This window comes from Micromonospora arida, assembly GCF_042873195.1.
In the GTDB taxonomy this organism is placed as follows: domain Bacteria; phylum Actinomycetota; class Actinomycetes; order Mycobacteriales; family Micromonosporaceae; genus Micromonospora; species Micromonospora arida.
In genome coordinates, this window is sequence record NZ_JBIALC010000008.1 from 87,325 (window position 1) to 110,678 (window position 23,354).

Consider the following 23,354-nt stretch of genomic DNA (forward strand, 5'->3'; position numbering starts at 1 on the left):
TTAGGCTGCCATCTCGCCGCGTGGCTGAGTCGTCGAGGCAGCTAGGACCCGGTCAAAGCTGTCGGCGTACGTGCCGAACAGATCGCCGCCGTTGAGCCTGCGCAGATGCATCACGGGCGCATGTGGCGCCGGAAACCCGAGCACGTGCATGTTCACCAACATCTCGTCATCGAAGCGATAGATCGAGTTGTATAACGTCGTGTCGTGGTAACGGATCTTCGCCCCGGGCGCATCTTCAAGCCGGTTGTAGTACTGCTGAACTTGGCGGATCTTCGCCGCCATCACACCCGGCGAGCCTTCCTCGATGCTCTTGCGCTCGATCGCCTCGCTATTCGGGTCGCCGAGCAGGATTGTCACCGTGACGCCGTCAACAGCCTTTTGACGCAGGGTGTCGATCAGCCTGCGGTCCTGCTCTACGAGGAACAGGCCGGCGTAGGCCAGCACGTCTATTCGCTTCTCCGCGCGTTCGATCAGTCGACGCCATAGGTCGTACGGCACGGCAGAGCGCCGGGTGTAGAGCTGTACCAACTCGCTCTGCCCAATCCTCGACGCCTTCTCTGGGGTCACCGCTTCTGGCCACAGGTACGGCACGTCTTCCCGCACCATTGCCGCGATTGCGTGTCGGTGACGCGGGTACGGCGTCCGATCCTGCGTGATCCACCGTTCTACGGTCTTCGCGTCAACCCCGATTTTTTCGGCCACAGTGACCGGCGTCAGGCCGTTGCGCAGGATGGCATCGCGGAGCCGGTCGTTTGGCATCGTTTCTCCTCAAGGGACGACTAGGGACGCATTCATCGTAACCAAGACGTCCCATGGTCGTCCAGCCCATCGGATGGGTTGTCCCTGGCTTTTCGGGAGCCTTATCCCCAGAGGCCACGAGCAACAGTCCACCGGGGACTAGCTCATTACCTGGCCCGAGACCCAGGAGGTTTGTTGTGAAGCTGTACGTGGACACCCAGAGCAAGCAGGTCCAGGTGACGAAGGACCCGGAGCCGAAGAACGACCAGAACGGCAATCAGCGGTCGGAGAAGAACACTGGCCGGCTCATGTGGTCGACCCAGGTCTTCGTGCTCGACGAGACTGGCGGCGAGATCATCACCATCACCACGGCGGGTGAGAAGCCGGGCGTGACGGTGGGACAGCTCGTCGCTGTCGAGCAGTTGGAGGCTATTCCGTGGGCGACCAACGGGCGTAACGGCGTCGCGTTCCGTGCGATCACGCTGAAGCCGAAGGCTGGTAACTCGGCGGCTAAGTAGGTCCCTCGCTCACCGCACTGTGTGAGCCCTGGTGTCTGAACGCACGAAAGCGGCCTGATGGTCCGCTGATCCATCTCTGATTCGTCCGGAAGCGGTTCTGGTTCGCACGTTTCCGGCCGGTGACCACGTCAGATGGTCACATCCCTCAAGGCACGGGGTCGGTACTGGCTCGCATACCTGCCGACCCCGTCTGCCTTTCCAACCTGTCTGCCCTCGTCATAGGGAGTGGTTGTCTCATGCTCGTTTCCGCCATCGTGTTCGCCGTTGTCGCGGCGACCCTCTACGCCGGTCACCAGGTGGCCGATCACGTTCTCGGCCAGTCCGACAAGCAGGCCGCGCACAAAGCCGCCCCTGGTTGGGACGGCTGGCGTCACCTGTTGGGCCACGTGGTGGCCTATCACCTCGTGGTGGTGGTCATGCTGGCCATCACCATCGCCGCCCTGGACCTGCCCGTCACCGCGCTCGGGCTTGCCGCCGGGCTCGGCTTCTCCGCCGTCTCGCACGCGTTTCTTGACCGGCGGTGGCCGGTTCGCTGGCTACTCACTCACACGGGAAGCGGCGACTTCGCCGACCGTCAGGCCCCGATCTGCGGGATGTACCTGGCCGATCAGTCCCTACACGCGGCGTGCCTCTGGGCGTCCGCGCTGCTCATCGCCTGCCTCTAACAACCCCTCACTCTGAGCAAGGGAGATCCCTGCCATGGGCAAGAAGTACCTGTTCAGCGAGGACAACACCGGTCGTGTCCGTGAGGTCAAGGTCGACCCGAAGCACCTGGACAAGCAGTTCCGCGAGGAGCGCGCCGCTGGGCGCACCCCAACCGTCCTCGACGAGGACGACCGCATCCGCTTCGGCCTGCTCGCCAACAAGCTGCCCAACGACTGACCTCGGTCAGCTCTAGGAAACGAGCGCGGGGCCGGTACTGGCTCGCAACCTGCCGACCCCGCTCTCTCCAACCCATCCAACCCAGTCTCTTGGGAGGACGTGTCATGTCCAAGTCTAGCCCTCGCCGCTTCGGTGGCAGGTCAACCGGAACGGTGACGGTCATCGAGGCCAAGGTCCACCGTTCCTCGGCCCGCAACGCCCGCATGGCGTTCATCCTCACGGCGGTCATCGTCGGCCTTCTGTCGGCAGTGGTGGCCGCTTCCTACATCCACCCGATCCTCGCCGTGTTCGTCGGCGCGCTTATCGGCGTTCCGACCGGCGGCCTCGTCTGGGTGCTCGTCCGCATCTGGCCGGTAATCCGGCTGCTGTGGTGGTGGACCCCGGAAACCATCCTGGGCGTCCTGCTGCTCACCGCGTGGGTGCAGCTCGCCAACCACACCCCGACCCTGGTGACCCTGCTCGTGGTCGCCCTGGTCGTCGGCGTTCCCGCCGCCATCCGCCCGGTCCGCCGCCAGGTCATCGCCTGGACGTGGTGCCTGATCGTCCGGCACCGGCTGCGCGTGTGCTTCGCGCAGTTCATCATCGCCAACCAGTCCGGCAGCCTTCCGCTGATCCTCTGGGCCAAGCCCACTCCTGTTGGCGAGCGGGTCTGGGTCTACCTGCGTCCCGGCCTGTCCGCCAAGGACCTAGAGGGCCGCCTCGACAAGATCGCGGTCACCTGTCACGCCTCCACCGTGCTGATTGAGCGCGCTTCGGAGAACAACGCCGCGTACCTGCGGTTCGACATCAAACGCCGTGAGGTGCTGACCGCTCACGTCGGTTCCCCGCTGGTCGACGTGATCGACCCGAGCGCCCCCGTCTCGGCATCGCCGCTGACGGTCCCCACCGCCCTGGACCTGCCGGACGTCGCCGCTCCGACGATCACCCTCCCCACCCAGGGCAAGCCGGCGAAGACGCCGGCCACCACCGCCAACGGCAGTAAGCCCGCGGCTTCCTCCGCGTCGCCCGAAGCGGACGACGTCTCCGACTGGATCTGACCCAACCCAACCCGGACGCGAGGAGCCATGGCGGCTCGTTCGTGTGGCTCCTCGCGCCCACAACGCCCAGGAGGGCACTGATGACCACCACGATTCCCACCACTGCTGAGGCGGTGCCGGTGGGTCCTGGCCTGTCGATGTTCGACCCGATCTTCATCGGGATCGACGAGTTCGGCCAACCCGTCTACCTCGACGTCATCTACCGCAACCTGCTCACCGCAGGCGAACCCGGCGGCGGCAAGTCCGGCCTCATCAACAACATCTGCGGCCACGCCGCCCTGTGCGACAACACCCGCCTCGTGCTCTTCGACGCCAAACTCGTCGAACTCGGCCCCTGGCGCGACCTCGCCGACGCCTTCATCGGCCCCGACATCGACCAGGGCATCGAGGTGCTGCGTCGCCTCCTGGTGGTCGCCACCAACCGCTACGCCTGGCTGCTGGCCAACCGGCGCCGCAAGCTCGCCGACGGCGACGGCATGTCCGTCATCGTCACCATCATCGACGAACTCGCCATGTTCTCCACCGTCCTCGGCACCAAGCAGCAGCAGGAAGAGTTCTCCACCCTCCTGCGAGGGCTCGTCTCCCTCGGCCGGGCCTGCGGCATGCCCGTCGTCGCCGCGACTCAGCGCCCGTCGTGGGACATCATCCCCGCCTCGTTGCGGGACCTGTTCGGCTACCGGGCCGCGTTCCGGTGCACCTCGCTGAACAGCTCCAACATCATCCTCGGTCAGGGCTGGGCCGAGCAGGGCTACACCGCCTCCGACATCTCGCCCACCAACCAGGGCGCGGCCTACCTCCTGGCCGAAGGCGGCGTTCCCCGCCGCATCAAGGCGGCCTATCTCACCGACACCGACATCTACAACATCGCCGATTACGCCGCCTGGACCCGCCGCCCCAACGGCACCAACACCCCGGCGGTCAACCCCACCGAGTGGGAGATGGCGGCATGACCACCCGCGAACGGGCCTACGCCAAGGCCAACAACCAGCGGGCCGCGCAATTCACCGAGCTTTGGGTCACCGGCAGTCCCGAGGACATCGCCGCCCTGGTCCAGGCCGTCGCCCGCAGTGGGCGACTGGTGTATCTCTCCGCACCCACCCGCATGCCGGGTGACGACAACCGGCACCGCCGCTACCTGCGGCTACGCGCCCGATAGCCGGTCGACAGGACCAGTCAACGCCTGCCAGCAACCGCTGGTCCTGCCGACCTCCACCAACCGCCCTACTGAAAGGACGTGGTTGCCATGAAGGCTACCCAAAACCCACCCACCGCAGCACCGGTCACACCCGCTGACCTGCTGCGGATGGCTGCCCTCTACCTACGCCGGCACGGCTGGCACCAGGGCACCTACTACGCCCACACCACCGACACCCTCACCCCGCCGGCCTGCGCCGCCGGGGCCATCGGCATCGCCTGCGCCGGACACACCGTCGAGCACTTCTCGCAGCTCGACCCCGACGCCCTCGCCGACTACCTGACCGCCTTGGGCGTGTTCGTCGACTACCTCGACACCACCGCGCCCGTGTTCTTCGTCGACGAGGACGGCTACCTCCTCGACGAGCACACCTCCCCCTACTCGTGGAACGACGACCCGACCCGCACCGCCGAGCAGGTCATCACCGCCCTCACGGCGGCTGCCACCGACTGGGACTCCCTCCGCAAGGCGGAAGGGGAGACGCGATGAACACCGTCAAGAAGCCCTTGACGCCCAACCTCCCCCGGCAACGGCGTCGGGACGTGGTTGAGAACGACCAGTTCGCCGGCTTCGCCAAGCGCATCATCCGCGCCCACGGCCGCCGCGTCGCCACCGGCGACGTCGAAGCACTCCGCGACCTCATCGCCCTGTCCTCCGTCATCGACGACGCCATCGGGGAAGCCGTGATCGGCCTGCGGGCCTTCGGCTACTCCTGGGCCGAAATCGGCTCCCGCCTCGGCATCACCCGCCAAGCCGCCCAACAGCGTTGGGGCGGTGACAAGCCATGACCGACCTACGCCGCGTCGACCTGGACAACCTGGCCGAGCGCACCGGCATCCGGGTCGAGTTCTACGACCCGCTCGGCACCCGCTACGGGTTCCCCACCTTCCCCTACCACTGCGCACCCACCGGCCTGGCCACCCTGCGGCAACTCCGCGCCGCCGGCCTACGCCCCGGAGGACACGACCCCGTCGCCCAGATCTATTGGCGGCACCGCGCCAACCGGCGGGTCGCCTACCTCTACCGCACCGACCTCGCCAAAGCGAAGCGCACCGCCACACCCGCCCAGCGGGAGGCCATCGCCAAAGCCCTGCTCGCTCGCCGGACCTGCCGGCACTGCGGCCAGGTGAAGCCCTACTACATCCCCCGCCGCTACGGCTGCTGCCTCGACTGCCACGGAGGCCACTAATGCCCGTTAACACTCCGGCCAGCGCCGGCACCCGCTTGGAGGGCCTGGTCCTGGTCCTCATCCTCATCGTCGTCGGCGGCTCCGCCGGGGCCGCCTCGTTCACCCACGTCCACGACTGGACCATGGCCAATAGCCCCGACAACACCCCGGGATGGTTCGGCTGGGCCAACGCCGTCATCTCCGAACTCGTCCCCATCGCCGCCCTACTCACCATCCGCCGACGCCGTCGCACCGGCGCACCGATCGGCTACCCGATGGTCCTGCTCATTGCCGCCGCCGGCCTCTCCCTGGCCGCACAGTTGGCGGTTGCCAAGCCCGGTCCGTCCGGGTGGCTTCTGTCGGCGGTTCCGGCGCTGGCGTTCATGGCCCTGGTCAAACTCGTCCTTGCCCCCGCGCCCACCGCGCAGCCCATGACGGCTCCCTCTGAGCCGGGGCAGCCGATCCGCGTTCAGGTGGCCGAGCAGGTCACCACTGAGCCGGCACCACCGGCCGCCATCACCCCGGCACCCGAGCCAACCCCGGCCGTCACCGAGCCGGCCTCCGAGCCGGTCGACGTCCCCGCCCACCTGCTGCCTACCGCCCGCTTCGCCGCTGTGCAGCACGAACAGGCCACCGGTCAACCCATCACCCCCGCCGAGCTGGCCGACCGCCTCGACGTCAGCACGGTCGTCGCCGGGAAGCTTCTCGCCACCATTCCCCGGGGTGCCCGATGACCATCGTCTTGGTCGACATCGAGCAGGTCACCCACACCTGCCCCGCTTACCCCGACGCTCACCCGTTCGACATCCGCCGAACCCTCATCGACGTCATCCCCGGCGGCCCTTGCCGGGCACCGGTCACTATCCGCTGTGGTGACACCACCGCCCTGATCCCGTGCCGTCGGCACGAACCGGTCAAGCGCCAGTGCGGCGCCTGCCGGGTCATCGTCACCGAACGCACCATCACCACCCGCCACCTCACCGAGGTACGCGGCTGATGGCCTCGACGCTGGACCTCACACCCCGGACCATCACGGCCCGGGGTGTGGGCTCGAACGCCGACACCATCCCCGTCTACGACTACACCGCCGAAGGCTCGGCCTTCCACCGCGCCACGAAGCCGGATTACTTCGGGTGGCTGGAACACGTCCGCGCCGCTGCCGGCTGCACCCGACCCATCCGCCTCGCCGGGCAACTCCTCACCGTCGAGCAGGGCACCGGACGGGTCCTCGACGCCCGGCACACCGACGGCATGCCCGACGCCGCGATTTACACCGCCTGCGGCAACCGCCGCGCCACCGTCTGCCCCGCCTGCGCCCACACCTACCAACGCGACGCCTTCCAACTCCTACGCGCCGGCCTCATCGGCGGCAAAGGCGTCCCCGACACAGTCACCCAGCACCCGGCGGTGTTCGCCACATTCACCGCACCCTCGTTCGGCACCGTGCACACCCGTGCGGTCAAGCGGCACACCTGCGGTAACCGCAAACGATGCGACTGCCGGCCCGATCCGTGCCACGCCCGCCGCGACACCGGCCTGTGTGAGCACGGCCAACCGGCCGTCTGCTGGGCTAGGCACGAGGCCGGGGACCAGGTGCTCGGGCAGCCGCTATGCCTGGACTGCTACGACCACACCCACCAAGTCGTGTGGAACCTGTTCTCGGGCGAGCTGTGGCACCGCACCAAGCAAGCCGCGGAACGGTCGCTCGCCAAACTCGCCCGCCGCCGGGGAATCCCCCGCGTCCACGTCGTCACCGCCTCCGGCAACATCCGCAAAGTCCCACCGGTTCGGCTGTCACACGGAAAGGTGGCAGAGTTCCAGGCACGCGGAGCGGTGCACTTCCACGCCCTGGTCCGCCTCGACGGCGTCCACCCCGACGACCCCACCGCCGTCATCCCACCGCCGGCCGGCTTCACAGTCGCCGACCTGGACGACGCGATCCGGGCCGCCGTCGAGCAGGTCACGTTTGCCACTCCGACCCACCCCGACGAGCCCGAAGGCTGGTCGATCGCTTGGGGTGACCCGGGCAAGGGCCTCGACATCCGACCCATCAGCCTCACCGGAGACGGTGAGGTCACTGACAGCATGGTCGCCGGTTACCTTGCCAAGTACGCCACCAAAAGCACCGAGGTAACCGGGCACCGCTCCGTAAGGCTCGACGCCGATTCGATCGGCGACTACGCCGACCCCGACGGCGACCACACCGCCCGCCTCATCGACGCCTGCTGGCACACCGGCCGACCCACCGCAACGCCCGTCCCGCTCTCGGAACGGCCCCGGGACCACCGGCCACGGCCCGGTTTTGTCGACCGCTGGGAGTGCCCTGACTGCGGCACCCACACCCGCTACGCCGCCTGCCCCGTCTGCGTCGCCCACCGTCAAGCCGCCCTTGACACCCAACCGGCCAGCAGACCACAGGCCACCAATCCCTACGCCCGGCTACGCCGGTGGGCCCACATGCTCGGCTTCGGCGGCCACTTCCTCACCAAAGCCCGCCGCTACTCCGTCACCTTCCAAGTCCTGCGCGACACCCGCGTCAGCTTCCGACGCCACGAGCACCAGGACCAGGCCGACGAACAACCCGGCACCCTCCGCGCCGTCGACCACCTCGACGAAGACACGACGCTCATCGTCGGCACCCTCACCTTCGCCGGAGTCGGCTGGCACACCACCGGAGACGCACTCCTCGCCAACACCGCCGCAGCCATGGCACGCGAACGACGAACCACCGGCCGCGAAGAACTCGCCCACGAACTCGGCACCACCCCTGCCGGCCTGTCGCCGGCCGCCTAGATAGCACCGACAAGGAGGACTGACATTGGCAAGCCGAGCAGCAACGAGCATGGATGATCTGTGGTCGATTGAGGACGTGTCTGCGTTCCTCCGGGTTCCGGTGGGCACGCTCTATCAGTGGCGTTACCGCCGGACCGGTCCACGCGCCTTCAAGGTCGGCCGGCACCTGCGGTACGACCCGGCTGACGTCCGGTCCTGGCTCGCCGGACAGGCGGCCTGACATGGGCAGCGTCGAGAAGCGCAACCGCGACGGCAAAGTCAGCTACCTTGCCCGCTGGCGGGACGATGCTCGCCGGCAGCGGAAGCGTTCCTTCACTCGAAAGGTCGATGCTGACCGATTCCTCGCTCAGGTCGAAGGCGACATCCTGCGTGGCCAGTACGTCGACCCGTCTGACAAGACGACCGTCGTCGAGTACGCCCGACGCTGGGCCGCTGGCCGCGCGCACCGGCCCACGACCGCCCGCCGGGTGTCCGGGCTGATCGAAACGCACATCGCCGCCACCCCGCTCGGCTCTCGCCGCCTAGCCGCTGTCGTGCCGTCTGAGGTGCAAGCGTGGGCGGCCGACCGATCCAAGGTGCTCGCCCCGTCGACTCTTCGCAACCTCGTCGGGCTGCTGCGGTCGGTCTACGCGGCTGCGGTGCTGGATCGGCTTGTCGGCCGGTCTCCCGTGGTGCGGATCAGTCTGCCGTCAGCCCACCGGGAACGCATCGTGCCGCTCACCGTCGACCAGGTACGCGCCCTGGCCGCCGCGATGCCCGCCCGCAACCGTGCAATGGTGATCGTGCAAGCCGGCCTCGGGCTACGCCTCGGCGAGCTGCTCGCACTGCGCGTTCAGGATGTGGACTACGTCGGCCGGACAGTTCGGATCGAATGGCAGTTCGCTCCGCAATCCAAGGTGCGCACCGAGCCGAAGACCCGCCGATCGCGGCGAACCATCCCGCTCCCCCAAGTGGTGGCGACAGCCATCCGCGAGCACTCGGCGCAGTTCCCGCCGGCCGCTGACGGCACCATCTTCAGCACCCGTTTCGCCGGCCCGTACCGGCACGACTACTACGGTTCGCTGATCTTCTCGGCTGCCGTCGAGCAAGCCGGGCTACTGAAGGGCACCACGAGTCACGACCTGCGGCACCACTACGCCTCCGTACTGCTGATGCAGGGCGAGTCGGTCATCGTGGTTGCCGAGCGTTTGGGGCACGAGAACGCAACGTTGGTCCTGTCGACGTACGGCCACCTGATGCCGGACTCGGAGGAACGCACCCGCCGCGCCGTCGATGACGCGTGGGGTTGTGCCCCCGACGTGCCCCAGGGCGACGACTCAACCGTCTGACCTGCGGCAACAGGCCGGATTCAGACGTTGAAGCGGAACTCCACCACGTCGCCGTCCTGCATGACGTACTCCTTGCCCTCGATGCGGACCTTGCCCGCCGCCTTGGCCGCCGCCATCGAACCGTGCTCGACCAGGTCGTTGTACGAGACCACCTCGGCCTTGATGAAGCCGCGCTGGAAGTCGCTGTGGATGACACCCGCGGCCTCCGGCGCGGTGGCGCCGACCGGGACGGTCCAGGCGCGCGCTTCCTTGGGGCCGGCCGTGAGGTACGTCTGGAGGCCGAGGGTGCGGAAGCCGACCCGGACGAGTTGGTTGAGGCCGGGCTCGTTCTGCCCGATCGACTCCAGCAGCTCGCGGGCCTCGTCCTCGGGCAGGTCCACCAGCTCAGACTCGATCTTGGCGTCCATGAAGACGGCCTCGGCGGGGGCGACCAGGGCGCGCAGCTCGTCAAGGAACGACTCGTTGGCGAGCTCGGCCTCGTCGACGTTGAAGACGTACAGGAAGGGCTTGGTGGTGAGCAGGTGCAGCTCGCGCAGGTGCTCCAGCTCGATCTTGGCGGCGGCGGCCCCGGAGTAGAGGGTGGTGCCACCGTCGAGCACCTCGATCGCGGCCTTCGCGGCGGCGACTGCGGCTGCCCGGTCCTTGCGGAGCTTGGCTTCCTTCTCCAACCGGGGCAGCGCCTTGTCCAGGGTCTGGAGGTCGGCGAGGATCAGCTCGGTGTTGATCGTCTCGATGTCGTCGGCCGGGGAGATCTTGCCGTCGACGTGCACCACGTTCGGGTCGGAGAAGGCCCGGACGACCTGGCAGATCGCCGAGGCGTCCCGGATGTTGGCCAGGAAGGCGTTGCCCCGGCCCTGCCCCTTGGAGGCGCCGCGGACCAGGCCGGCGATGTCGACGAACGACACCGGGGCCGGCAGCACCTTCTGCGAGGAGAAGATCTCGGCCAGCTTGCCCAGCCGCTCGTCGGGCAGCCCGACCACGCCGACGTTGGGCTCGATGGTGGCGAACGGGTAGTTCGCCGCCAGCACGTCGTTCTTGGTCAACGCGTTGAAAAGCGTGCTCTTGCCGACGTTGGGCAGGCCGACGATGCCGATGGAAAGACTCACGACCGGCCAGCTTACGCGGGTGCCGACCGGGCCGGTCCAGGCGGCTCCGATGCGGCACCGCGCCGGTGGTCGATCGTCGCTCCCACCGGGCCCCGTCAGGCGTTGCTAATCTCCCGGTTCGATGTTCCGCTGCTGGAGGTGGGATGACCTCGACATTGCCTGAGCTCTACATCGCTGTCGATGTGGAGGCGGACGGGCCGATCCCCGGGCCGTACAGCATGATCTCGCTGGGCATGGCCGTGGCCGGCCGCCCGGACCTCACCTTCTACACCGAACTGCGTCCCATCTCCGACGAGTTCGTCCCGGCGGCGCTGGCCGTCTCCGGCTTGGACCGGGACCGGCTGCTGCGGGAGGCGCCCACCGCGCAGGAGGCGATGTCCGCCGCAGCGGCCTGGGTCGACGAGCTGCGCCGGGTCGGTCGTCCGGTCTTCCTCGCCGCCCCGGCCGTCTGGGACGGCATGTTCGTGCACTGGTACTTCGTCCGCTTCGTCGGGCACAGCCCGTTCGGTGCGACCGGCTCCGGTGTTGATCTCCGCAGCTACTGGATGGGGTTGACCGGCAGCGAGTGGGCCAAGACCCATCAGGGCACGATCAAGCACGAGCTGGGCCTGCACGACATGCCGCACACGCACCACGCCGGGGAGGATGCCGCCGAGCTGGCCCAGGTCTTCGACGCGGTGCTGCACCGCCGACAGCCGGTCGAGGAGGCGTGACGCTCAGCCGAGCAGGCGGGGGGCGATGACGGCCTCCCGGACGCTGCCGTCCGCACCGCGGCTGACCTCGTACGCCGAGACGCCCTCGCGGTCCGCGATCGCCTCGACCAGCTGGGTGCCGCGGTAGACCAGGCCGACGCCATCGTCGGTGCAGTGGCTGGTGGGGAGCGTGCCGTCACCGACCAGCTCGTGCATGAGCGGGCGGCGCTGGCCCTCGCTGTCGTAGTGCACCCCGTTGCCGTACGGCAGCCATGCCAGGCCCTCGGTGAAGCCGCGCAGCCGGGGGCCGAAGCTGTCGGTGGCACCGCCGACATGCCAGCAGATCGAGCCGGCGGAGACGCCGGCCAGCACCACGCCGGCCTGCCAGCACTCGTGCAGGATCTCGTCGAGCCCGTGCACCCGCCACACCGCGACCAGATTGGCCACGCTGCCACCGCCGACCCAGATCACGTCCTGGGCGAGCAGGTGGGCGCGGAAGTCCTCGACGTTCGGCATCGGGAACAGGGCGAGGTGTGACAGCCGGAACCGGGTGTCGGCGAACGCGCCGTAGACGGCGGTCAGCGAGGTGGGCTGGTCGCCGACGGCCTGCCCGAGGTAGCAGACCCGCGGCTGCGGACCGGCCTCGGCCAACTCGGCCGCCAGCTCGAAGACCGGGCTGGGGCGCAGGTCGTAGGGCCCGCGGTCGCCCCGGAAGAAACCCATGCTGGTGGCGATGATGGTCGGCTCGCTGGCGGGCATCGAAGCGTCCTTCCGTCGGGTGCGGTGCGGCGTCCATCCTGCCGTAGCCGGTCTCCGGTCTGCTCGGTGCGGGGCTCGACCGCCACCCGCGGGTGGCGGTCGAGCCCCGCCACCCTCATGATCAACCAGCCTGGTCAGGCCGCCGTTGGCGGGGCACCTCGACCTCGGGCCAACGGCCCAGGGCCCGACGGTCGGCCGGGGGCAGTTGCCCGGCGGCGGCCCGGGGCAGGGTGAACCGGTCGGCGGCGGCCGGGCCGGCCGAGACCGACTCGCGCAGCATCCAACGCACCTCGTCGGCCGTCCAGCCCAGCCCCGGCCGCGCGGCGATCTCGCGGATCAACCGCCGGCCGACCCTCGTGTCGTCGTCGTAGAAGCGCATGCACCAGTGGTGCGTCCACATCCCGAGCGCCCGCAGGCCCGCGTCGTCGAGCGAGCCGGCCAACCGGCCGCAGGCCGTGTCGGGCAAGCTCTGGTCGGGGTCGCCCGCCCGGTCCCGTTCGATGGCGCCCACGGCGGCCGGCGCGACGGCCCGCATCCGGCGGTAGAAGGACTGCGCCACCGCGCGGGGCAGCGGCGGGAACGCACCCGGTGTCGACGCCGCCGCCCAACCCGCCACGCTCGTCATCCGCCGCACCCCTTCTTCAGTTGGTGGCCGGACGCTACCCGGCACGACCGACACTTTCGGGCCGAAAAACCCCACCGATCGTGGATAGCGACGATGACCTGGGACGTCTGTATCTGTGACAACGAAACGGGGGTGGTGGGTGGACGAGGACGAGCGCGCGCGGCTGGCCGAGTTCGTCGGCAGCCGGACTCCGGCGCTGATGCGGGTCGCGTACCTGCTGACCGGGGACCGCAACGCCGCCGAGGACCTGTTCCAGTCGGCGTTGGCGCGAACCATCCCGAAGTGGGGAACCATCCGGCACGCCGATCCCGAGGGCTATCTGCGGGTGGTGATGTACCGCGAGCAGATCAGCTGGTGGCGGCGACTTCGCCGGTGGCGGGAGACACCGCTCAACCCGGCCGACGAACCGGTCGGCGGCGACCCGAGCGGCGGCACCGACGTGCGGTTGGCGATGCGGGCCGCGCTGCGTCACCTGCCACCGACACAGCGCGCGGTGGTGGTCCTCCGCTACTACGAGGACCTGCCCGAAGCCCGGGTGGCCGAGTTGCTGGGCTGCTCGGTGGGCACCGTCCGCAGCCGTACGCACCGGGCGGTCACGCGCCTGCGCGACCTGCTGCCGGAGATCGAGTTGCTGGAGGTACGGCGATGACCGATCCCTTCGAGAGCCTCATCCGATCCACCCTCACCCACCTGGCCGAGGAGGCACCGATCGTGCATGACCAGTTGAACCGAGCGGAACGGCGGGTCCGCAACAGACGCCGCGCCACGGTGACGATGGGGGCGGTGGGCACGCTCGCGGCGATCCTGATCGCGGCTCCGATCGCCCTGGCCGCCAGCGGATCGGACGGGCCTCCGCCGGCCGCGCCGAGCCCGGCGGGCCCGGCGGCCGTACCCAGCCCGTCCGGGCCGCCGCCCGGCGTGCCGATCGTCACGCCAGGCCCCGCCGACCCCACCGCGGTACCGAGCCCGCCCGGCGTGCCGGGCCGACCCACCGTCACCCCGGTTCCGGGAGGCCCGCCCGGCGTGCCGGGCCAACCCACCGTCACCCCGGTTCCGGGAGGCCCGCCCGGCGTGCCGGGCCGACCCACCGTCACCCCGGTTCCGGGAGGCGCGCCTGGCGTGCCGGGCAGGCCCACGGTCAGTCCGACCCCGTCCAGATGAGCAGGACCGGTCAGGCCGGCGGCGTTCCGGCGTCGGCCTGACCGGCCGCCCCACGGTCATCTCCGGCCCCGGTGGTGCCACGACGCTATTGACTTCCGTGAGCCGCAGGGCAGGGAGTCGGTCGGAGATCCCGGTCACCATCGCGCGGCGCTCCCCGTACCGGCGAGCGCCGCGCGTGCCGGCGAACACGACGGATCGGTCCACCACGTTTGTCGAGGCCGGCATGCCCCCTACATCCTTGGGACCATGACCGATGAGGGACACCCGGTGTGCGAGCTGCGGTGGCAGCGATGACCACCGCCATGGCCCGGGTGCCCGACTCCCTCCGGGGGCAGATCGTCACGCCCGGCGACCGCCGGTACGCGCAACTGCGCTCGACGTACACCAGGTCGGCGTCACCTGCCGCGGTCCTGCTGCCGAAGACCCCCGCGCAGGTGGTCGACGCGCTGCGCTACGCGCGGGAGCAGCGGCTGCCCATCGCGGTCCGCAGCGGCGGGCACGGCCTGGCCGGAGCCTCCTCCAACAACGGTGGGGTGGTCATCGACCTGTCCATGCTCAACCGGGTTCAGGTGATCGACGAGCGGGCCGGGTTGGTCCGGGTCGAGGCCGGCGCGCGCTGGGCGAACGTGGCGAAGGCGCTGGCCCCGTACGGCTTGGTGATCAGCTCGGGTGACTACGGCGGCGTCGGCGTCGGCGGCCTGGCCACCGGCGGTGGTGTCGGCTGGCTGGTCCGCGCCCACGGCCTCACCATCGACCGGGTCCGCGCAGTCGAGGTGGTGCTGGCGGACGGGACGCTGGTACGCGCGGACGCCGAGCACGAGCCGGAGCTGTTCTGGCTGATCCGGGGCGCCGGGGCGGGCACGGGCATCGTGGTGGCCTTCGAGATCGAGGCGGTCGAGCAGCGCAACGTCGGCGTCACGCAGTTGGTCGTCGAGGCGCATCCGGACGGTCGCACCGTCCGGGAGTGGACGAGCTACCTCGCCCAGGCACCACGGGAGTTGTCCGCGGCCGCCGTGGTGTACGCCGAGGGTCGATCGGTGCTCATGTCCATCACCGCCGTGGTCGCCGCCGAGAGCCTGCGCCGAGCCCGGCCGGCGGTGGAACCGCTGCTCGCCATCGGCAAGGTGCTCGAACACCGGACCGACCTGCTGCCCTACCCGACGCTGGTACCGACGGCGCACCTCAACCCCAACGTCGGGCAGCAGCGTGGCACGACCACCAACGGTCTGTTCACCGCGCTGGACGACGCCGGGGCGCGGGCCGTGACGCGAGCGGTGACCGGGCCGGGGCGGGCGGTGATCCAGCTCCGCTCGTTGGGTGGGGCGGTCAACGACGTCGCCTCCGAAGCAACCGCGTACCCGCATCGCCACCAGGACACGCTGATCGTGGCCTCGGTGTTTCCGCCGCAGGCCGACGCCGCGTTGAACGCCGCGTGGCGGGCCGCCGGGGCACGCGCCGACGGCGCGTACGTCAACTTCGAGAGCCGGCCGGACCCGGCCGCGTTCGCCCGGATCTACCCGGGCGAGACCGGGGCCCGGGTCCGGCGGCTGTGGAAGCGGTACGACCCGGACGGTGTGTTCCGATCGCCCCTGCTCACCGGTCAGGCCAACCGCGCCGGCCAGGCCGACCGGTCCAGCCGTGCCGGCCAGGCCGACCGAACCAGTCAGGCCTCCCGGGCCGGCCGGTCCGGTCAGCCGCACCGACGCCGCCGCTGACCCGGGGCGGGCCCCCGCGCGGCGCGCACACCCAGGTCCGATTCCCGCCAGCCGATGACCGGTCGAGCGGGGCATCATCGGTGACATGGAGATGGACTTCGAGCGGTGTTACCGGGCCGTGGACAGCCGTGACCAGCGGTTCGACGGCTGGTTCTACACCGGTGTGACGTCCACCGGGATCTACTGCCGGCCGTCCTGCCCGGCCATCACACCGAAGCGGCAGAACGTCCGATTCTTCCCGTCCGCCGCCGCCGCGCAGGGCGCCGGGCTGCGCGCCTGCCGCCGCTGCCGGCCGGACGCCGCGCCCGGCTCACCGCTCTGGGACGTCCGCGCGGACGTGGTCGGTCGGGCGATGCGGCTCATCGCCGACGGGGTTGTCGACCGGGACGGCGTACCGGGGTTGGCCTCCCGGCTGGGCTACACCGAGCGGCACCTGCACCGGATGCTGAGCGCCGAGATGGGCGCCGGTCCGCTCGCGCTGGCCCGGGCCCAACGCGCCCAGACCGCCCGGATCCTGATCGAGACGACCGACCTGGCGATGGCCGAGATCGCGTTCGCCGCCGGCTTCGGCAGTGTGCGGCAGTTCAACGACACGCTTCGCGAGGTGTACGCGAGCGCGCCGTCGGACCTGCGCACGGCCCGTGGCCGCCAGCAGGCGCCGGCCGGGGCGGGGACCATCGCGCTCCGGCTGGCGTACCGCCCGCCGCTGCACGCCCGGGCGCTGCTGGATTTCCTCGCGGTGCGGGCGTTGCCCGGCGTGGAGGCGGTCCGCGACGGGACGTACCACCGGGGTCTGCGGTTGCCGCACGGCACCGGCCGGGTGGCGCTGACCCCGGCGGACGGGCACGTGGCGGCGACGTTGCGGCTCGCCGACCTGCGCGACCTGGCGCCGGCGGTGGCCCGCTGCCGCCGGTTGCTCGACCTGGACGCGGACCCGGCTGCCATCGACGCCACGCTGGCCGCCGACCCGGCGCTGGCCCCGGTGGTCACCGCCGAACCCGGCATCCGCGTCCCCCGCGCCGTCGACGGCTTCGAACAGGCCGTCCGGGCCATCATCGGCCAACAGGTCTCGGTCACGTCCGCAAGAACAACCCTCACCCGCCTCCTCTCCCACCGCGTTGATCATGAGGTTGACGAGGTCGATGAAGATCAAAGCCCAGGCCAACCTCATGATCAACGGGGTGAGCTGCGCGGGTTTTTGAGCGCGGAAGACCTTTTGGCCCTGCCGGACTCGGGGTTCGGGATGCCTGTGGGGCGGCGGGAGGCACTGCGGGGGTTGGCTCGGGCCGTGGTGGACGGATCCGTCGACCTCGCCGCCGGGGTGGATCGGGAGGAGGCCGTTCGACGGCTGCTCGCGCTGCCCGGCATCGGCCCGTGGACCGCCAACTACCTGGCCATGCGCGCCTTCGGCGACCCGGACGTCCTCCTCAGCTCCGACCTCGCGGTCCGGCGCGGCGCCGCCGCACTCGGCCTGCCCGACACCCAACCAACCCTCGACAGGTACGCCGAGCGTTGGCGTCCCTGGCGGTCCTACGCCACGATCAGACTCTGGAGAGCGGCATGAACATCGACAGCACCGTACTGAACACACCTGCCGGCCCACTGAGCATCCTCGCCGGCCCCGACGGTGACGTACGGGCGGCCGGCTTCACCCCGGACCCGGCGGCGCTGCTGCCCCTGGTCCACCCGGCCCTGCGGGCACCACTACGGGAGAGGGCCGACCTCGGCCCGGTCAGTGCGGCGGTCCACTCCTACCTGGACGGTGACCTCACCGCCATCGACGCGGTGCCGGTGCGTCAACGCACCGGTGGAGAGTTCATGGCGCACGCCTGGCAGGTGCTGCGCGAGGTGCCGCCGGGAACCCCGGTCACCTACACCGGGTACGCCGCGTTGGCCGGCCGGCCACCGGCGGTGCGGGCCGCCGCGGCCGCCTGCGCCCGGAACGCGGCAGCCCTCTTCGTGCCCTGCCACCGGGTTCTCCGCACCGACGGCACGCTCGGTGGCTACCGCTGGGGGCTGGACGTGAAGAAGTGGCTTCTCGGTCACGAGCGACGCGTGACAACAAGCTGACAGGAGCACCGACACTCATTGACGCTACCGTCGGGTAGTGCCTGTGGAGAGCGACGGCGACCCGGCCGCCCGGGCCGCCGCGGGCACCCACCCCGTGCACAACCTCTGGCGGCTGCGCCCCTACCTGCGCCCGTACGCCGTCGAATTCGCCTGGCTGCTCGTCGCGGGCCTCGCCGGCACCGCAGCCGGGATCGCCGTACCACTGGTCGTGCAGCGGGTCGTGGACGGGCCGGTGGCCCGACACGAAACGGCCGGGCTGCTCCAACTCGGCGGCCTGGCGCTGCTGCTCGGCGTCGTCGAGGCGGTGCTCATCTTCATCCGTCGGTGGGTGCAGTCGTCCTCGGCGGTGGGCATGGAGGCGGCGCTGCGCGCCGACGTCTACGCCCACCTGCAACGGCTGCCGACCAGCTTCCACGACCGCTGGCAGTCCGGCCAGTTGCTCTCCCGGATCACCAGCGACCTGTCGGTGATCCGCCGGTTCCTCTCCTTCGGCGTGTTCTTCCTGGTGCTCAACCTGACCACGTACGTGGTCGTGGTGGTGCTGCTGATCAACCTGCACCCGGCGCTCGGGGTGCTGGTCGCGGCCAGCGCGGTGCCGCTGCTGCTGATCAGTCGGCGGTTCGGCCGGCACTACCACGCCGCGTCCCGCCGGATGCAGGATCAGCAGGGCGACGTGGCGACGCTGGTCGAAGAGACCGCGCAGGGCCTGCGCACCATGAAGGCGTACGGGCGGGGGCCCGAGCTGGCCGCTCGCTTCGCCGGTGCGGCTCGGCGGTTGCACGACACGGGCGTCGACAAGGGACGGCTGCTGGCGAACACCGCGGCGCTGCTCGACCTGGTGCCCAACGTGACCCTTGGCGTGGTGCTGGCGGCCGGAGCGGCCGCCGCCGCGCAGGGCGCGCTCACGATCGGCGAGCTGGTCGCGTTCGTCAGTCTCCAACTGATGCTCATCTGGCCGGTGCAGTCGCTGGGTTGGATCATCGCCAACGGTCAGGAGGCGGCCACCGCCGCCGACCGGATCCAGGAGGTGCTGGACACTCCACCGGAGATCGTGGATTCTCCCGGCGCGGTCGCGTTGCCGCGCGACGCGGTGCACGGTCGGCTGCGCTTCGAGCGGGTCGCGTTCAGCTATCCGGGCGCCGCCACGGGGGTGCTGCGCGAGATCGACCTGACCATCGAGCCGGGCGAGACGCTGGCCCTGGTCGGCGCCACCGGCTCCGGCAAGAGCACGCTGCTCTCCCTGGTGCCCCGGCTGCACGACGTGACCGCCGGCCGGATCACCCTGGACGGGCACGACCTGCGCGAGCTGCGGCTGGCCTCGCTGCGGCGGCTGGTCGGCGTGGCGTTCGAGGAGCCCACCCTCTTCTCCATGTCGGTGCGGGAAAACCTCACCCTGGGTCGCCCGGACGCCGGCGACGACGAGATCCGCGCGGCCCTCGCGCTGGCCCAGGCCGACTTCGCGTACGACCTGCCGTGGGGTTTGGCGACCCGGGTGGGCGAGCAGGGGTTGTCCCTCTCCGGCGGGCAACGGCAACGGCTGGCGCTGGCGCGGGCCGTGCTCGGTCGACCGGCGGTGCTGGTGCTGGACGACCCGCTCTCCGCTCTCGACGTGCACACCGAGGCGCTGGTCGAAGCGGCGCTACGGCGGGTCCTGCGCGACAGCACCGCGCTGCTGGTGGTGCACCGGCCGTCGACGATCGCGCTGGCCGACCGGGTCGCCCTGCTGGAGGACGGACGGATCACCGCGACCGGCCGGCACTCCGACCTGCTGGCCACCGTTCCGGCGTACCGGGCACTGCTCGCCGCCGAGCCGCCCGCCGGGCATCCACCGCCGGCCGGGGCCAGCGGCCCGAGTTCGTCCCCTTCGGACGGGTGGGGGCTGGTGCGTTCGTGAGCGTGCCGGAGCAGGCCGACCCACCTCCCGAGGAGGAGCCCGAGCTCACCCGCTGGCGCGGAACCGCCACCGACCCGGAGGCTGACCGCAGTCGAGCCGAGGACACCAGCCCCGAGGCGGTGGCCCGGCTGCGCCGGCTCAGCCGCATCCTGCTGGGCGGTCTGCTCCGCCCACATCGGAGGCGTCTCGCCGTTGCGGTCGCCCTGCTGCTGGCCCAGAACGCCGCCGCGATGGCCGGCCCGTACCTGGTCATGATCGGCATCGACCGGGCCATCCCGCCGTTGCGGGCCGGCGACGCCGGCCCACTGGTCGCCGTCGCCGGGGCGTTCGCGGTGGCCTCGGTCACCGAGTACGCGGCCCGCCGCGGCTTCCTCACCCTCTCCGCCCGGATCGGCCAGGCCGTTCTGCTCGACCTGCGGCAGCGGGTGTTCGGGCACTTCCTGCGGCTCTCGGTGGGCTTCCACGAGCGGTACACGTCCGGTCGGATGGTCTCCCGGCTCACCAGCGACCTGGACTCGATCGCCGAACTGGTCGACGGTGGGATCGACAGCCTGGTGCTGGCCGGGCTCTCGATCCTGTCGGTGGCCGCCATCCTGCTCTGGCTGGACCTGCCGCTGGCGGCCGTGACGCTGTTCGCCTTCCCTTTCCTGTTCTCGCTCTCCCGCTGGTTCGCCCGGTCGTCGGCCAGCGCGTACCGACGGACCCGGGACGCGGTCGCGCTGGTCATCGTGCACTTCGTCGAGTCGATGCGGGGCATCCGGGCCGTGCAGGCGTTCCGCCGGGAGCCTCGCAACCAACGGATCTTCGCGGCGCTCGGCGACGACTACCGGCGGAGCAGCCTGCACGCGTTCCGGCTGATCGCCACGTATTCGCCCGCGATCAAGCTGATCGGCAACGTCACAGTGGCTGTGGTGCTCTGCTACGGCGGTTGGCGGGTGCTCGGCGGGCAGACCGGGATCGGTGTGCTCGCCGCGTTCCTGCTCTATCTGCGTCGCTTCTTCGAGCCGATGCAGGAGCTGAGCCAGTTCTACAACTCGTTGCAGTCGGCCACCGCCGCACTGGAGAAGCTGGCCGGGGTGCTCGACGAACGACCGGCCGTCGCCGAACCGACCCGGCCCACACCGCTGCCGACCGGTCCCGGCCGTGGTGAAGTGACCTTCCGCTCGGTCGGCTTCGGCTACCGGGCCGGCACCCCGATTCTCTGCCGGCTGGAGTTGACCGTGCCGGCCGGGCAGACCGTGGCGTTGATCGGCCCGACCGGGGCGGGTAAGTCGACGATCGCGAAGCTGGTCGCCCGTTTCCACGACCCCGACACCGGCGCGGTCCGGTTGGACGGGGTCGATCTGCGCGACGTACGCGACGCCGACCTGCGCCGCGCGGTGGTGCTGGTGACGCAGGAGAACCACCTGTTCAGCGGGACCGTCGCGGAGAACATCCGGTTCGGTTGCCCGGGGGCCGACGACGCCGCCGTCCAGGCCGCCGCGCGGGCGATCGGCGCGCACGACTTCATCGCCGCACTACCCGAGGGGTACGCCACCCAGGTGCACCGGCGTGGCGGCCGGCTCTCCGCCGGGCAGCGGCAGCTGGTCGCGTTCGCCCGCGCGTTCCTGGCCGACCCGACGGTGCTCATCCTGGACGAGGCGACGTCGTCGCTGGACGTGCCGACGGAACGTCTGGTGCAGCGGGCACTCGGCACCATCCTGCGCGACCGCACCGCACTGGTGATCGCCCATCGGCTTTCCACAGTGGAGACCGCCGACCGGGTGCTCGTCCTCGACGGCGGAAGGGTCGTCGAGGACGGCCCACCCGCCGTGCTCGCGGAGGCCGACGGCCGGTACGCCGCCCTGCATCGGCAGTGGCGGGAGTCACTGGTCTAGCTACAATCACCGCTCGTCGGCCGCACCCGCGCGGTGAGGCCGCCAACGACGGCCGGATCCTTCCGGCCGGCACCACCGAACGCACGGGGAGGGTACGGGGTGCACACACGGGGACGCATGATCGTGGCTGGGCTGACGGTCTTCGGTCTGATCGGGGCCGCCGTCGCGGTGACCAGAGGAGACGGAGCCGACCGCCCGTCGACCACCGCGGCAGCGGCTGAGGAAAGGCTGGGCAGCGCGACAACCAGCGGAGCCAGCGCAGCACCCGGCGCAACCGCCTCCGGTGGCGTCGCGCCCGGGCCGCAGACGGAGCAGAAGACGGAGCCGAATGCCACCTCCGGCCCGGTGCGCGTCCGACCGGCCCAGGCGATCGCTCAGGCCGCGCCCGAGTCCGTCGCGTACCTGCTCGACCGCTACCGGATCTCCGCGACCGAGGCGGCCCGGCGGCTCGCCCTCCAGGAAATGTCCGCGCCCCTCGCCGCGCGGCTGACCGAGCAGGTCCCGCGCTCGTACGGCGGCATGTGGCTCGACCAGGAGGCCGGCGGCGTGCTCACCGTCGGAGCGACCGACGTCGCGGCGGTGCGGGCGGCCGTGGCCGAGGTGACGGACCCGGTGAACGTCCGGGTGGTCGCCGTGCGGCACGCCCTGGGTCAGCTCGCCGAGGCCGCAGCCGCCATCGCCGTCACGCTCGACGCGTCACCCGGCTCGGATGTCGTGGTGGATCCGCGGGCCAACGAGATCGTGGTGCTCACCGGCGACCAGATCACGGCGGACGACCCGCGGCTGGCCGAGGCGCGCCGCGCCGCCGGCGTGCCGACCCGGACCCAGGTCCGGACCCCCGCGACCAACGTGCCGAAGGCGTGCGACCCGCGCTACTGCCCGCAGGCGCCGATGCGCGGCGGCATCCGCCTGGACGTGCCGCGCGACGACGGCACCGTCGGCGGCTGCACCACCGGCTTCAACCTCACCGTCGGAGTGCGCGACGCGTACGTGCTGACCGCGGGGCACTGCGTCGTCGGCGGACGGCACCAGCAGGTCGACCGGACCTGGCATCAGTTCCTCGGCCCGAAGGTGCCCGTGACAGTGGAGGCGCCGAACCCGGACCTGGCCGAGAACGCCTACCCGTACGACTACGCGATCATGCCGTACCAGCCTGGGGCCCTGCCCCAGTGGACGTATCCGCGGGGGGCCAAGAGCACACCCAGCCTGGTCAACTACTGGTGCGTCGCGGACAACCCGCGATGCGCCACCAGCGGCAGCCGGGACGTGCGGATCACCGGCTACGTGCCGTGGAGCGACATTCAGAGCGGTTGGGTCGTCTGCGCGACCGGCGCGGCGTACACCCCGAAGGCCGGTGAACAGTACGTCGACTCCGGCGCTGGCGCCGGCTACGTGCCGGGCACCCGGTGCGGGGAGATCACCGGCAAGAGCAGCGGCGGCATCGACGTGCGGATCTGCGCCCGGCCGGGAGACAGCGGCGGGCCGCTGTTCACCGAGGCCGACGGCAAGGCGCTGGGCATCCTCTCGAACGGCGACCCGGGGCAGGGCGCCTGCACCAACCCCAACGAGCGGAACTCCTACGCCCCGATCTCCACGATCCTGGAACGGGTCAACGCCCGCAGCGGCGGGAAGCTGCGGGTCCGGCTGGCCACGTCCGGCCCGGCGGCCGGCCCGGTCGCCCGTTGACGGGAGGGCCGACCGGCACCAGCCGGTCGGCCCACCAGCGGTCGACCGGAACACCTCGTCGGTGGTTGCCCCCGCGCCGGCCGACATCCGGCACGAATTCTCGTGGCGCA

The 23,354-nt window shown here is 70.8% G+C and carries 27 protein-coding genes; 23 read left to right on the forward strand and 4 right to left on the reverse strand.

The features are described from left to right. Positions 1-759 carry an XRE family transcriptional regulator gene (locus tag ACFYP0_RS23045; protein ID WP_386997525.1) on the reverse strand — a complete coding sequence of 253 codons (759 nt, stop codon included), beginning with the start codon at positions 757-759 and terminating at the stop codon, positions 1-3. 176 nt (positions 760-935) lie between these two features. On the opposite strand from ACFYP0_RS23045, the gene ACFYP0_RS23050 reads away from it, so the two are divergent. The 14 genes from ACFYP0_RS23050 to ACFYP0_RS23115 all read left to right on the forward strand — a co-directional run bounded on the left by ACFYP0_RS23050 (position 936) and on the right by ACFYP0_RS23115 (position 9,659). After that, a complete protein-coding gene (locus tag ACFYP0_RS23050; RefSeq protein WP_112681382.1) occupies positions 936-1,256 on the forward strand; it encodes a hypothetical protein in 321 nt (106 codons plus the stop codon). Positions 1,257-1,492: 236 nt separating this feature from the next. Then, positions 1,493-1,921, forward strand: a complete 429-nt coding sequence (locus ACFYP0_RS23055) for a DUF3307 domain-containing protein (protein ID WP_386997528.1) — start codon at positions 1,493-1,495, stop codon at positions 1,919-1,921. A gap of 34 nt (positions 1,922-1,955) precedes the next feature. Further along, on the forward strand, positions 1,956-2,138 hold the full coding sequence (locus ACFYP0_RS23060; protein WP_386997530.1) for a hypothetical protein: 183 nt from the start codon (positions 1,956-1,958) through the stop codon (positions 2,136-2,138). A 104-nt stretch (positions 2,139-2,242) separates the two neighbouring features. Further along, a complete protein-coding gene (locus tag ACFYP0_RS23065; RefSeq protein WP_386997532.1) occupies positions 2,243-3,175 on the forward strand; it encodes a hypothetical protein in 933 nt (310 codons plus the stop codon). A gap of 80 nt (positions 3,176-3,255) precedes the next feature. Next, complete coding sequence (locus ACFYP0_RS23070) at positions 3,256-4,125, forward strand: FtsK/SpoIIIE domain-containing protein (RefSeq protein WP_386997534.1); 870 nt, start codon at positions 3,256-3,258, stop codon at positions 4,123-4,125. Next, on the forward strand, positions 4,122-4,331 hold the full coding sequence (locus ACFYP0_RS23075) for a hypothetical protein (RefSeq protein WP_386997536.1): 210 nt from the start codon (positions 4,122-4,124) through the stop codon (positions 4,329-4,331). The genes ACFYP0_RS23070 and ACFYP0_RS23075 overlap by 4 nt, the downstream gene beginning before the upstream one ends. Before the next feature lie 87 nt (positions 4,332-4,418). After that, a complete protein-coding gene (locus tag ACFYP0_RS23080) occupies positions 4,419-4,859 on the forward strand; it encodes a DUF6197 family protein (protein ID WP_386997538.1) in 441 nt (146 codons plus the stop codon). Beyond that, positions 4,856-5,158 carry a hypothetical protein gene (locus ACFYP0_RS23085; RefSeq protein ID WP_386997539.1) on the forward strand — a complete coding sequence of 101 codons (303 nt, stop codon included), beginning with the start codon at positions 4,856-4,858 and terminating at the stop codon, positions 5,156-5,158. Before ACFYP0_RS23080 ends, ACFYP0_RS23085 begins: the two co-directional genes overlap by 4 nt. Before the next feature lie 20 nt (positions 5,159-5,178). Continuing rightward, positions 5,179-5,559 carry an RRQRL motif-containing zinc-binding protein gene (locus ACFYP0_RS23090; protein WP_386997636.1) on the forward strand — a complete coding sequence of 127 codons (381 nt, stop codon included), beginning with the start codon at positions 5,179-5,181 and terminating at the stop codon, positions 5,557-5,559. Continuing rightward, positions 5,559-6,272: a hypothetical protein gene (locus ACFYP0_RS23095; protein ID WP_386997541.1), complete on the forward strand. Its 714-nt coding sequence runs from the start codon at positions 5,559-5,561 to the stop codon at positions 6,270-6,272. Before ACFYP0_RS23090 ends, ACFYP0_RS23095 begins: the two co-directional genes overlap by 1 nt. Then, positions 6,269-6,535, forward strand: a complete 267-nt coding sequence (locus ACFYP0_RS23100; protein ID WP_358086535.1) for a hypothetical protein — start codon at positions 6,269-6,271, stop codon at positions 6,533-6,535. The genes ACFYP0_RS23095 and ACFYP0_RS23100 overlap by 4 nt, the downstream gene beginning before the upstream one ends. Continuing rightward, positions 6,535-8,331, forward strand: coding sequence for a replication initiator (locus ACFYP0_RS23105; RefSeq protein ID WP_386997543.1), 1,797 nt, complete (start codon positions 6,535-6,537; stop codon positions 8,329-8,331). The genes ACFYP0_RS23100 and ACFYP0_RS23105 overlap by 1 nt, the downstream gene beginning before the upstream one ends. Positions 8,332-8,380: 49 nt before the next feature. Then, the gene (locus tag ACFYP0_RS23110; protein WP_386997545.1) at positions 8,381-8,551 is read left to right on the forward strand and encodes a helix-turn-helix transcriptional regulator; all 171 of its coding nucleotides are present in this window, start codon (positions 8,381-8,383) and stop codon (positions 8,549-8,551) included. 1 nt (position 8,552) lies between these two features. Then, on the forward strand, positions 8,553-9,659 hold the full coding sequence (locus ACFYP0_RS23115) for a tyrosine-type recombinase/integrase (RefSeq protein WP_386997547.1): 1,107 nt from the start codon (positions 8,553-8,555) through the stop codon (positions 9,657-9,659). 20 nt (positions 9,660-9,679) lie between these two features. Here ACFYP0_RS23115 and ychF read toward each other — a convergent pair whose 3' ends face one another. Then, on the reverse strand, positions 9,680-10,765 hold the full coding sequence (gene ychF / locus ACFYP0_RS23120) for a redox-regulated ATPase YchF (protein ID WP_355494600.1): 1,086 nt from the start codon (positions 10,763-10,765) through the stop codon (positions 9,680-9,682). Positions 10,766-10,908: 143 nt separating this feature from the next. Here ychF and ACFYP0_RS23125 point away from each other — a divergent pair, with 143 nt between their 5' ends. After that, positions 10,909-11,478, forward strand: a complete 570-nt coding sequence (locus ACFYP0_RS23125) for an exonuclease (protein ID WP_355494601.1) — start codon at positions 10,909-10,911, stop codon at positions 11,476-11,478. Positions 11,479-11,481: 3 nt separating this feature from the next. On the opposite strand, the gene ACFYP0_RS23130 is transcribed toward ACFYP0_RS23125, so the two are convergent. Together ACFYP0_RS23130 and ACFYP0_RS23135 are read right to left on the reverse strand one after the other, a co-directional pair. Next, the gene (locus ACFYP0_RS23130) at positions 11,482-12,216 is read right to left on the reverse strand and encodes a Type 1 glutamine amidotransferase-like domain-containing protein (protein WP_355494602.1); all 735 of its coding nucleotides are present in this window, start codon (positions 12,214-12,216) and stop codon (positions 11,482-11,484) included. A 121-nt stretch (positions 12,217-12,337) separates the two neighbouring features. Continuing rightward, positions 12,338-12,841, reverse strand: coding sequence for a hypothetical protein (locus tag ACFYP0_RS23135; RefSeq protein ID WP_355494603.1), 504 nt, complete (start codon positions 12,839-12,841; stop codon positions 12,338-12,340). Positions 12,842-12,980: 139 nt separating this feature from the next. On the opposite strand from ACFYP0_RS23135, the gene ACFYP0_RS23140 reads away from it, so the two are divergent. From ACFYP0_RS23140 to ACFYP0_RS23175, 8 genes are all read left to right on the forward strand, one after another. Then, positions 12,981-13,490 (forward strand): SigE family RNA polymerase sigma factor, encoded by a 510-nt coding sequence (locus ACFYP0_RS23140; protein WP_355494604.1) that lies wholly within the window; start codon positions 12,981-12,983, stop codon positions 13,488-13,490. Continuing rightward, positions 13,487-14,002 (forward strand): hypothetical protein, encoded by a 516-nt coding sequence (locus ACFYP0_RS23145; RefSeq protein WP_355494605.1) that lies wholly within the window; start codon positions 13,487-13,489, stop codon positions 14,000-14,002. Before ACFYP0_RS23140 ends, ACFYP0_RS23145 begins: the two co-directional genes overlap by 4 nt. Before the next feature lie 290 nt (positions 14,003-14,292). After that, positions 14,293-15,717, forward strand: a complete 1,425-nt coding sequence (locus ACFYP0_RS23150) for an FAD-binding oxidoreductase (protein WP_355494606.1) — start codon at positions 14,293-14,295, stop codon at positions 15,715-15,717. An 85-nt stretch (positions 15,718-15,802) separates the two neighbouring features. Then, positions 15,803-17,281: a DNA-3-methyladenine glycosylase 2 family protein gene (locus ACFYP0_RS23155; RefSeq protein WP_355494607.1), complete on the forward strand. Its 1,479-nt coding sequence runs from the start codon at positions 15,803-15,805 to the stop codon at positions 17,279-17,281. Next, positions 17,278-17,787 carry a methylated-DNA--[protein]-cysteine S-methyltransferase gene (locus ACFYP0_RS23160; RefSeq protein ID WP_124854017.1) on the forward strand — a complete coding sequence of 170 codons (510 nt, stop codon included), beginning with the start codon at positions 17,278-17,280 and terminating at the stop codon, positions 17,785-17,787. The genes ACFYP0_RS23155 and ACFYP0_RS23160 overlap by 4 nt, the downstream gene beginning before the upstream one ends. 37 nt (positions 17,788-17,824) lie before the next feature. Then, positions 17,825-19,681, forward strand: coding sequence for an ABC transporter ATP-binding protein (locus tag ACFYP0_RS23165; RefSeq protein ID WP_386997553.1), 1,857 nt, complete (start codon positions 17,825-17,827; stop codon positions 19,679-19,681). Then, the gene (locus ACFYP0_RS23170; protein ID WP_355494609.1) at positions 19,678-21,558 is read left to right on the forward strand and encodes an ABC transporter ATP-binding protein; all 1,881 of its coding nucleotides are present in this window, start codon (positions 19,678-19,680) and stop codon (positions 21,556-21,558) included. The genes ACFYP0_RS23165 and ACFYP0_RS23170 overlap by 4 nt, the downstream gene beginning before the upstream one ends. A gap of 117 nt (positions 21,559-21,675) precedes the next feature. Further along, on the forward strand, positions 21,676-23,244 hold the full coding sequence (locus tag ACFYP0_RS23175; protein WP_355494610.1) for a trypsin-like serine protease: 1,569 nt from the start codon (positions 21,676-21,678) through the stop codon (positions 23,242-23,244). The last annotated feature ends 110 nt before the right edge of the window (positions 23,245-23,354 follow it).